The sequence below is a fragment of the Clostridium aromativorans genome (genome assembly GCF_020908015.1).
Lineage (GTDB): Bacteria > Bacillota > Clostridia > Clostridiales > Clostridiaceae > Clostridium_B > Clostridium_B aromativorans.
In genome coordinates this window covers 92628-102616 of record NZ_JAJJPB010000013.1, presented here as the reverse complement: position 1 = coordinate 102616, position 9989 = coordinate 92628, and the positions used below count along the sequence as shown (strand labels likewise).

Sequence of the window (9989 nt, the reverse complement as noted above, 5' to 3'; positions counted from 1 at the left end):
GAATGATTATTTGTATCTAAATCCATTTATTTTACCTCATTTATATATTTACCACTGATTTTAGAATACATCATATATAATAATTCGTCAAGTAGCTATTATTTTAGGCATCGAACCTAAAATAACAAGGACTATTCATCTCCCACTTATAGAAGATAGGAGAATTACGCCCTTTTTGTTAAATGAATCTATAACAAATTTAGGTAAAACATATAATATTTCGGAACCAATAAACGTAAAAATAGTAATAAAAGTAATAGAAACTAAAACTGAGCTAGCTATTCCTATTGTTGACATAACATCTCCCCTTTGAGTTCCTGATTCCACGCCTGATACCTCTTGAGCCATTGTAACCGCAGGAAGCCTAATATCTGCAACACTACCTGATAACCAGGCAATGTATGTTCCACTCGTTCCTAGAATACTATAGTATGCAATTGGCTGTACAATCCAAGATATACCAAATGTTCCTGCAGCCAGTCCCCATATCTTTAAAATATCCTTTCCTGAAGGTATTACTCCATAAGCTATCCATAAATATAACGCAGGAATAAAGTTAGCTATTATTGCAAAACATAAACTAATTATACCTATCTTTATTAATTTTCCATTAAAATCAGTTTCTTGATCAATCTTACTCATTATAATTTCCTCCTCTAGATAAAACATAAAAGCCTAATATATAGCATGTGTAACTAACATTCCTACTAACATAGCGATACCCAAAGACAACTCCTTAAGCCTCTGATGTCTTTTAAATAATTTCAACATAATTAACATAGTAATACCTGAAATAAAAGCAGCCACTAGGAAATCTACTTTGAAACCTGTATTAGTAACTAACTGACTTGATAGTAAAAATGCAAATAAACCTATAGATGCTCCAAACATTAAAAGTTTTATCCATTTTGGATCATATTTTGAATATAAAATTTTAACACCTTTACTCATTCTATGTGTAAGAAATAAAGCAACCAACAACCATCCTAAATCATTTAACGCCATGCCCCAAACAGAATAAGAAAATGCTTTCATCCCAAACCCTACAGATGATGGAGATACACCAAGTAATCCAGACGCCAATGTGACCATTGATAATTCTGTACGAGCTGCTCCAACATCACTTAATCTCATCCAAGTAGTAGGGGCTCCAATAACTGTAATTAAAGATATCAGAATAATGGCAGGAGAGAGAGATGGTCCAATTGAAGTGATAATTGCTGAACGAATACCACTTACATATTTATCCTTTGGAATTTTTATTCTCTTTGCTTCCTTTAAAGCTGCTTTTAAAAATATTACACTTTGAACAGCAACTGCAATAACAGTAAAGCACGATGCTATCCACAAACCTGGGCTATCCATTATATATTTTAAATTCATAAATGCTCCTCCTATATCAATTATCAATTAAAATTTTCAAAACATTTTATCCTATTTTAATTACATATATAGAAAGTGGAGTTATATCTATATAATTATAAATTTAAAATTATAACTCCAACTTTCTCATTTAGCTCTTATTATGCATTAGTTATTTATTTTAAAAAGCAACTATGCTACAAGCAAGAAGTTTTGCACGCTCATTAAGGCTATAAACTTGAATATATTCTCTTTCTCCATGATTTAATTCGCCGCGAGCCCCCATAGCACAAACTGATGGGACTCCCGCCATAGTAGTCCAACAAGCATCAGAGCCTCCTCCTACAAAGATCGGTTTTATCTCTGGTTCTATTCCAAGCTTACGTCCTTGTTCTTGAACTACTTTAAAAAGCTTCATTCCTTCTTCTGTTTGTTCCATAGGCATAAATGAAACTTTTTCGTGAGAAATAGTTGTATGAGTTCCTGGTACATATGTCTTTTTTACAACCTTTCTTAAATCATCAAGAGCTTTTTCTCCTTGTTCACAGGTTTTAAATCTTATATCAATCTTAGCATGTGCCTCCCCAGCAACAGCATTAGCTACCGTACCACCTTCAATAACACCTACATTATATGTTATGCCTGATTCATAATCTGTTAGATTATGTAAAGCTATAATTTTATGAGCTAACTCTAAAACTGCAGAAGCTCCTTTTTGAGGATCCTTACCAGCATGTACATCTATTCCCTTTACTGTCATGTCAGGATACATTACACCTTTTCTAGCTACAACTACAGCTCCATCGTCTGAACCAGTTTCCATATTGAATACAGCATCTTTCCCCTCTGCCTCTTTGGTAAATAATTCTGGTGTATCTAATACTGGATGACCTGATTCTTCATCACCACAAAAAAGTACAGTAATATTTTTTTCATTCCAATTTAAGTCGTGAAGCGCCTTAAGAGCTGAAAGTGCTATAACTACACCGCCTTTCATATCTAAAACGCCAGGACCATAAGCCTTGTCTTCTTTAATAGTAAAAGGTCTTTTTGCTGCTGTTCCTTTTGAAAAGACAGTATCTATATGACCTATCACCATAACATTTTTCTTTCCAGTACCTTCTTTGTGAGCTAAAACATGAGTACATATTCCTGGATGTTCTAAATATTCAACTTTAAATCCAATACTATTTAATATATCTCCTACAGCATGTGCAACCTTGTCTATCCCTTCCGGATTATCACGACCTGAATCAATATTAACCAATTTTTCTAGTAATAAAGCCATATCATTATTGTATTCGTCAACCTTTTTACTAATTTTCTCTATCATCTTTGCTCCTCTCCTTGTCTTCAGCTATTATGAATATTTTAATATTTTATTTAACTTTTTTGCTGTAAACAGCTTTTTTCACTGTAAACTTATCCATATAATAAATATCTGGATCAAAGCCAATACCACTTCCTTTGGGAACATCAATAAATGTGCCATCAAGCTTAATCATCGGATTAATGATATCATGTGCATAATAACGCTCTGATGCTGCAATATCATTCGGTAAAGTATATCCCCATAGTGTTGCTGCCGCAATATTATGAGCTCTAGCTATTCCAGAATCCAACATTCCACCACACCAAATGCCAATGCCATTATCATAACCTAACTTTTGAATCTTTTTAGCTTCAGTTAGTCCTCCAACTCTAGCCACTTTAATATTAATGATTCCGCAGCTTTTAAGCTTAATAGCCTTTCTAGCATCTTCCAGTGTTACAATACTCTCATCCAAACAAATCTTTGTTTTTATTTGGGACTGTAATTCAGCATGATCGACTATATCATCATGAGCTAAAGGTTGTTCAATCATTATCAATCCAAGTTCATCCAATTTTTTAAATGTATCAACATCATCTAATGTATACGCTGAGTTAGCATCAGCCATTAACATTATATCTCCAAATTTCTTTCTAACAGCTGTCATATACTCTACATCTTTTCCAGGTTTGATTTTGATTTTAACCCTGTGATAGCCATCTTCAATATATCCTTTAACTGCATCTAATAAGCTTTGAACATCTTTTTGAATTCCAATACTAACCCCTGTTTCGACCTTGTCCTTAGTACCTCCTAAAGCTTTAGCTAATGGCAATTTATTTTCTTTTGCATATAAATCCCAAAGTGCACAGTTAATTGATGATTTTGCCATTTCATTACAACGGTATCTTGAAAACAATTTAGATGTTTCATCTGGATGTTCCATTTTAACTGCTAACGTTTGCGGAATTAATGAATTTTCTAATAGTGCCCAAGCACCATCAATAAATTCTTCATTGTAATATGGTTTTGTAAAAGTTGAACACTCGCCATATCCAACATTGCCATCCTCATCATGGATTTCCACAATTAAGCAATTTTTAAATTTCATTGAATCAAAGCTTGTTTCAAATGCTTTTTTAAATGGCATTTGAACTTGTCTCATTACTATTTTGTTAATTTTCATAATACCCTTACTCCTTTTTAAAAATTATATTGTTTCTATCTCAAATTTCTCAGCATTTTTAGATTTTTTTCTAATTTCATTACTGTTTAACGTAAGTGAAACAACAAATGCAACCCCTACTGAAAACACTAAAAATAGAAAAGCTGCATTATAGGATCCATTAAACATATCAACCAAGAAACCCATTGCAAGCGGAGAAATAAAACCCGCCATTTGGCTTCCAAAATTCAGCAATCCAATTGATGAACCATAATTATCTTGTGTTATTATTTTGCTAAACAATGCGTACGTAGATGCAAATGTAATTGACTTGAAGAAATAGGTAATTACTTCAAAAATAATAACCGAAGCAAGCGATTCGGCATTATACATTTCGAAAACAAAAATCATAGTTAATAAACTTGAAAGAGCAATAATAAGTTTTTCTTTATTCTTGAAAAACCTGTCCATAATCCAACCACTGCTAAAAGCGCCTATACCTGCACCAATAAATGGAAGTGGTACCAAGTAAGAGATACTCTTTATGTTAATGTCACGCACTTTTAATAAATAAGTTGGCATCCATGAATCCAAACCTTTATTTACCATACTAATTCCAAGTGCAATAATAATAAATTGCCATACCATTTTACTTGTGAGTATACCCTTCCAATCAACTTTCTTATTTATCTTTTTATCATCACTTATAACCTTGCTTTTTCTAATTGGACGAACTGTAAGATAATAAATAGCTACAAACGCAATGCCTAAAATTCCAATTATGTGGAAAGTCGCTCTCCAACCCAAGGCAATAATAAGCGGCGCCACAATTATAGGAGCTATTGCACTGCCCACATAGTTGGAAGATAACATACTGGACGTTGCCTTTGAACGATCCCTATAATCAAAAACTTCAGATGTTTCCGACAAACTTGCAGCTGTATAAGGCCCTTCACCTATTCCAAACATAAAACGAATTATAAGTAACGATGTGAATGACCAAGAAAACCCAGTAAACATAGTGAATACTGACCACATTAGGATAGAAATGATAATTACCACTTTAGAACCAAATTTATCTGACAGCCACCCCCCTGGGACTTGTATAAAGGCGTAGCTTATATAAAAAGCACTTAAAACCAGCCCTGATTGTGATGCATTTAATCCAAAATCTTTACCTATAGATGTAAGTGCAATATTCATTGCTGCTCTATCGACATACAGTATACAATAGGCTATATAAAGCAATGCAAATATTAAATATTTCGAATTCTTTTTTGTCATTCTAATTAAATTTCCCCCTCATTTATATCAAATCAGCTATTTACAAAGCCATAGAACTATTAAAGTTCAGTGTTTTCCAATTTATATTAAAAATCTTTTCCGAATTCTTTTATCAAATAATAACTTGACTTAATACCATTAATGAATACACATTTATTCATATTTTCATTAGGTGCGTGATTATTTTGATCTGAATTTGCATAAGGTATAGTTAACGTTGGTTTCTTTAAAATATCCGTCCATACATAATTGGGCACTGTTCCAGCCATAACTGGCTCCACAATGGCTTTTTTATCTGAAGCAGCTTCCAGCGCTTTAATAGCTGTTTGAATATAAGGTGAATTTGAATCAGTCATAGTTGGTGGATATGATACAAATTCTCGTATAGTTGCAAATGGTGAAAATTCTTGTACTACTTTCTTAATATTAGACATGATTTCAACAGGATTCTGCTTTCTAACTAAACGTATGTCAAATTTTGCAACAGCCTCACTAGGTATAATATTTTTAGCCCCTTCTCCAGAGTATCCTGAATAAATTCCAGAAATATTAAAGGTTGGATTAAACATAAGTAAATCATAATATTGCCGTTTATTAAATTTAATTCTGGAAACACCAAATCTCTTTTCCACACTCGACTTGCCATAGGGTATTGCATCTATCCATTTTTTCTGCAGCTCAGTTGGCTTAATAACACCATCATAAAAATGTGGAATAGTAATACAGTCCTTATCAAATGAATATAATTTATTGATAATCTTGTTCAGCAATATAACTGGATTTTTAATAATATTTCCAGCATTTCCAGAATGGTTATCAAAATCAGATACCTTTACTTTAATTTCAAAACAAATTAGTCCTCTATTTCCCAGTCTCAAAACGGGTCGTCCAGATTCATGTATAGATCCATCAACAACCACAACAAGATCTGTATCTAAGAGAGTATCTCCATATTCTTTTACAACATTAGGCAAATGTACACTTCCCTGTTCTTCTTCACCTTCAACAAGAAATTTTATATTAAAAGGAAATTTTTTATGTAACTTTAAATAGCTATACATACCTAAAATTTGTGCAATTAACTGTCCCTTATTATCCCCAATACCACGGGCATAAAACTTGCTGTCTTTTTCTGTAAGTTTAAATGGATCTGAATTCCACTTATCTACTGGTTCTGGAGACATTACATCATAATGCCCATAGAATAGTACAGTAAATGAACTTTCTCCCGGCATACTTGCATATATTGCTGGATTTCCATTTGTCTTTAATATTTTAGTTTCAGTGTTCAACAAATTCATAAAAAGTGATTGAACATAGTCTACGGTATCTTGTATACCTTCACCGGTTGAACTCACCCCTTTCTTAGTAATCAATTCTTCAAGACTTCTTCGAAAAAAGTCAAAATTGTTTGAAACAAATTCATCAATATTTGCCAAGTTTAAAATCCCCCTTTTCATTAGGCGTTAACCGCTGTCAAAACTTTCAGTCCGTTATAAATTTAAAATTAAATAGCAAAACAATTTAACTACTTTTAATTTTAGTGCAAATATAATGTCTCTAAAACGTCTTAAATTTGACTTAAACAATAAAAAACATTGCATTATCTCCACGAGATATTAAACCTATTTTTAATACACAGACAATAATTTTACCGTCCTGTTCACATATAAGGCCAAAAAAATGCAGTCATTATAAATATTTATAATGACTGCAAATATCTTAATATTAAAAACTATGAATTCCCAAACTAAAATTTATCCTACCAACTGGCAATTCTTCTTTAAGGAATTGAAATTTTCAACCAACTTATAACCTGTTTCCAAAGCACGTTTATTTAAATCTTCTGTTCCCTTCGGAACCCTGTTTAACACAGCAGCTTCCAGAGATTTTTTTGAAGCAATGTGTAAAATGCCATTAATAGCTCCAATCGAAATTATATTGGCTACCATCAATTTACCTATTACTTTATTGGCAGTTTCCAATATAGGAATTTGCACAACTCTCTCGGCTCTATTAGTACCTGGAACTATCACAGATGAATCTACAAGCAGTATCCCTTCACTATCAAGTGATCCAATATATTTATTACAGGATTTTTGTGTTAAAGTCAAAAGCAAATTCGTTTTCAGAACCTTTGGAAAATCAATTTCCTCATCACTTATTATAACTTCAGCCTTGCTGGAACCTCCTCTGGCTTCTGGTCCATAAGACTGGGATTGAACAGCTTTTTTACCCTCCATTATTGCGGCTTCTGCCAAAATAACTCCGCCCAGGATAAGTCCCTGCCCTCCTGAACCCGTCAACCTCAATTCCAATTTATTGCTCATAATTCATTTCCCCTTTATAAATTACTTATTTTACAAATCTATCTATTATTTTCTGATATTCTTCAGTATACTCAGGTTCTGTAGTGTTTTTAAACTCACCGATTAAAAACTTCCCTTCAAGTTTTTCTGGTGAAAGATTTTTTGCTGCATCAATGCTTACAGCATTATCTCTTTGCCATTTCATCATGTTTACAGCAGAACCCTTTTTATTTTTTCTTCCATAGTATGTAGGGCATATGCTCACACCCTCTATTAATGAAAACCCCTTATTCCGGATACCTTTCTCTATAAGAGAAATCAACTGCTTCGTATGATAAACAGTACCTCTGGCTGCATAAGTTGCTCCTGCACCTACAGCGAGCTGCGGAATATCAAAAGGTTTGTCAACTGTACCATAAGGTGCAGTAGTTCCCTTATCACCCCTCGGTGTAGTTGGTGAATACTGTCCGCCGGTCATTCCATAGATATTGTTGTTAAAAATAACCGTTGTAATGTCAATATTTCTCCTGGCCGCATGAATCAGATGATTCCCTCCAATAGCTGCAGCATCACCGTCTCCTGAAATTACAATAACCTCAAGCTCTGGATTTGCCAGTTTCACTCCCGTGGCAAAAGCCAATGCCCTGCCGTGAGTAGTATGGAGTGTGTTAAAATCCATATATCCTACAGCTCTTGAAGAACAGCCTATTCCAGATACAATACATACTTTATTTTTGTCCAGTTTTAAATTATCTATGGCCTGTATAATAGCTCTCATCAATATCCCATGTCCGCATCCCGGGCACCATATATGCGGTAAATTTTCCATTCTTAAATAATTTTCAACCAGTGTACTAGCCATTTTAAATTACCTCCCTGATTTTAGATAGTATTTCCTGGGGGGTAATAACTTCACCGTTGATCTTTCCTATTTTAAAAATACTCGATTTGTTCTTCACAATTCTCTCGACTTCCAGAGCTAACTGTCCGTGGTTAAGTTCTGCTACAATTATATTCTTAGCCTGTTTACTAAGTTCTTTAACTGCCTTTTCCGGAAAAGGCCAGATAGTTATGGGCCTGAACAATCCAACTTTTAGGCCGCTTTTTCTTGCCTGTTTTACTGCACTTCTGGCGCTTCTTGCTGTCCCTCCATAGGAAATCACTACAGTTTCGGCATCTTTCATATAGAGTTCATCATAGGTTACAATATCATCTATATTGTCTTCAATCTTCTTTAAAAGCCTATTACAGAGAACATCAGCTACTTCAGTGCTGTTAGTTGTGAACCCTGATTCAGTATGAACAAGTCCTGTAACATTAAACCTGAATCCTTCTCCAAAAACTGCCATAGGAGGAACAAGCTCCCCTTCTTTAACATGGTAAGGCAAATAATCCTCATCACCTTTTTGAGGCTTTTTGCGGTTGATAATCTCTAAATTTTCCGGTTCAGGAATTTCGATTCCCTCTCTCATATGGGCCACAATTTCATCCATTAATAATATGACGGGTGTTCTATATTTTTCTGAAAGATTAAAAGCCCTGACTGTTAAATCAAAAGTTTCTTTGACTGAAGAGGGTGTTATCACTATTATTGGATGATCTCCATGAGTGCCCCACCTTGCCTGCATTACATCCCCCTGGGATGGTGACGTTGGGAGCCCCGTGCTAGGGCCGTGCCTCTGTACATCTACAATTACACAGGGTATTTCGGCCATTGCTGCATAGCCTATATTTTCCTGCTTTAGCGAAAACCCAGGCCCGCTTGTAGCTGTCATTGATTTTACTCCTGTAAGTGAAGCACCTACAGCCGCAGCCATCCCTGCTATTTCATCCTCTGTCTGAATAAATTTTCCTCCCACCATAGGTAATCTTTTAGCTGAAAGTTCTGCTATTTCAGTAGAAGGTGTTATCGGATATCCTGAGTAAAACCGCATTCCTGCTGCAATTGCTCCTTCTACACAAGCTTCATTTCCCTGCAGCAGTTTAATATTGTTTCCCATCTTTATTTACCTCCCAAAAAAATTGCATAATCAGGACAGCGCAGTTCGCATAGGCCGCATTTTATACATTTATCCTCATCTGCAATTGAAACCTTCCCATTTTTTAAAATCAGTACACTTTTAGGGCAGAATTCCACGCATATTCCACAGCCCTTGCACCAATTTTTTTCAAGCTTCAGATGCACATCATCTTCTACGCTAATCAATTTAAACATTACCTCTTTTCAAAAACATAAATTCTTATATTGCCCTTATTGGCTAAATTACTTTTTAAAATAAATTTTTTGAATTTTATAAAACCGCATACAATTGCAAGTTTTATTTTATTTCCACCATATGAAAATAGCTTCCACTAAATTATGTTTAGTATATCACACTCTTTTTGAATTTTCAACTTCATTATCAGTATCAATAAGAGCATTTTTACTGAAAAATACAAGTTTAGCGTCAAAATTTACTTATACTGTATTAAACGCGCTGGATGTTCTTTCATTTTTCAAAATTAAAATTGATAAGTTCTATACATTTTAAGTCCACATTAATATTGTATAAATTTT

10 protein-coding genes are annotated in these 9989 nt (G+C 34.0%); all 10 read right to left on the bottom strand.

The features are described from left to right. Positions 1–135: 135 nt before the first annotated feature. On the bottom strand, positions 136–642 hold the full coding sequence (locus tag LN736_RS11260; RefSeq protein ID WP_150356091.1) for a hypothetical protein: 507 nt from the start codon (positions 640–642) through the stop codon (positions 136–138). 33 nt (positions 643–675) lie between these two features. Next, positions 676–1383 carry a DUF5058 family protein gene (locus LN736_RS11255; protein ID WP_150356092.1) on the bottom strand — a complete coding sequence of 236 codons (708 nt, stop codon included), beginning with the start codon at positions 1381–1383 and terminating at the stop codon, positions 676–678. 160 nt (positions 1384–1543) lie between these two features. Then, on the bottom strand, positions 1544–2695 hold the full coding sequence (locus tag LN736_RS11250; RefSeq protein WP_179977528.1) for a M20 family metallopeptidase: 1152 nt from the start codon (positions 2693–2695) through the stop codon (positions 1544–1546). A gap of 46 nt (positions 2696–2741) precedes the next feature. Beyond that, a complete protein-coding gene (menC, locus tag LN736_RS11245; protein ID WP_179977529.1) occupies positions 2742–3860 on the bottom strand; it encodes an o-succinylbenzoate synthase in 1119 nt (372 codons plus the stop codon). Positions 3861–3884: 24 nt separating this feature from the next. Continuing rightward, the gene (locus LN736_RS11240; RefSeq protein WP_150356095.1) at positions 3885–5123 is read right to left on the bottom strand and encodes an MFS transporter; all 1239 of its coding nucleotides are present in this window, start codon (positions 5121–5123) and stop codon (positions 3885–3887) included. An 86-nt stretch (positions 5124–5209) separates the two neighbouring features. After that, entirely contained in the window at positions 5210–6562 is a 1353-nt protein-coding gene (locus LN736_RS11235; RefSeq protein ID WP_179977530.1) for a M20/M25/M40 family metallo-hydrolase, read from the bottom strand. A 318-nt stretch (positions 6563–6880) separates the two neighbouring features. Beyond that, the gene (locus tag LN736_RS11230) at positions 6881–7453 is read right to left on the bottom strand and encodes a 2-oxoacid:acceptor oxidoreductase family protein (RefSeq protein WP_229981554.1); all 573 of its coding nucleotides are present in this window, start codon (positions 7451–7453) and stop codon (positions 6881–6883) included. Between the two features lie 25 nt (positions 7454–7478). Then, positions 7479–8294: a 2-oxoacid:ferredoxin oxidoreductase subunit beta gene (locus LN736_RS11225; RefSeq protein ID WP_150356098.1), complete on the bottom strand. Its 816-nt coding sequence runs from the start codon at positions 8292–8294 to the stop codon at positions 7479–7481. Position 8295: 1 nt separating this feature from the next. Next, positions 8296–9432 carry a 2-oxoacid:acceptor oxidoreductase subunit alpha gene (locus LN736_RS11220; RefSeq protein ID WP_150356099.1) on the bottom strand — a complete coding sequence of 379 codons (1137 nt, stop codon included), beginning with the start codon at positions 9430–9432 and terminating at the stop codon, positions 8296–8298. Between the two features lie 2 nt (positions 9433–9434). Then, a complete protein-coding gene (locus LN736_RS11215; protein WP_150356100.1) occupies positions 9435–9647 on the bottom strand; it encodes an indolepyruvate ferredoxin oxidoreductase subunit alpha in 213 nt (70 codons plus the stop codon). Between the last annotated feature and the right edge of the window lie 342 nt (positions 9648–9989).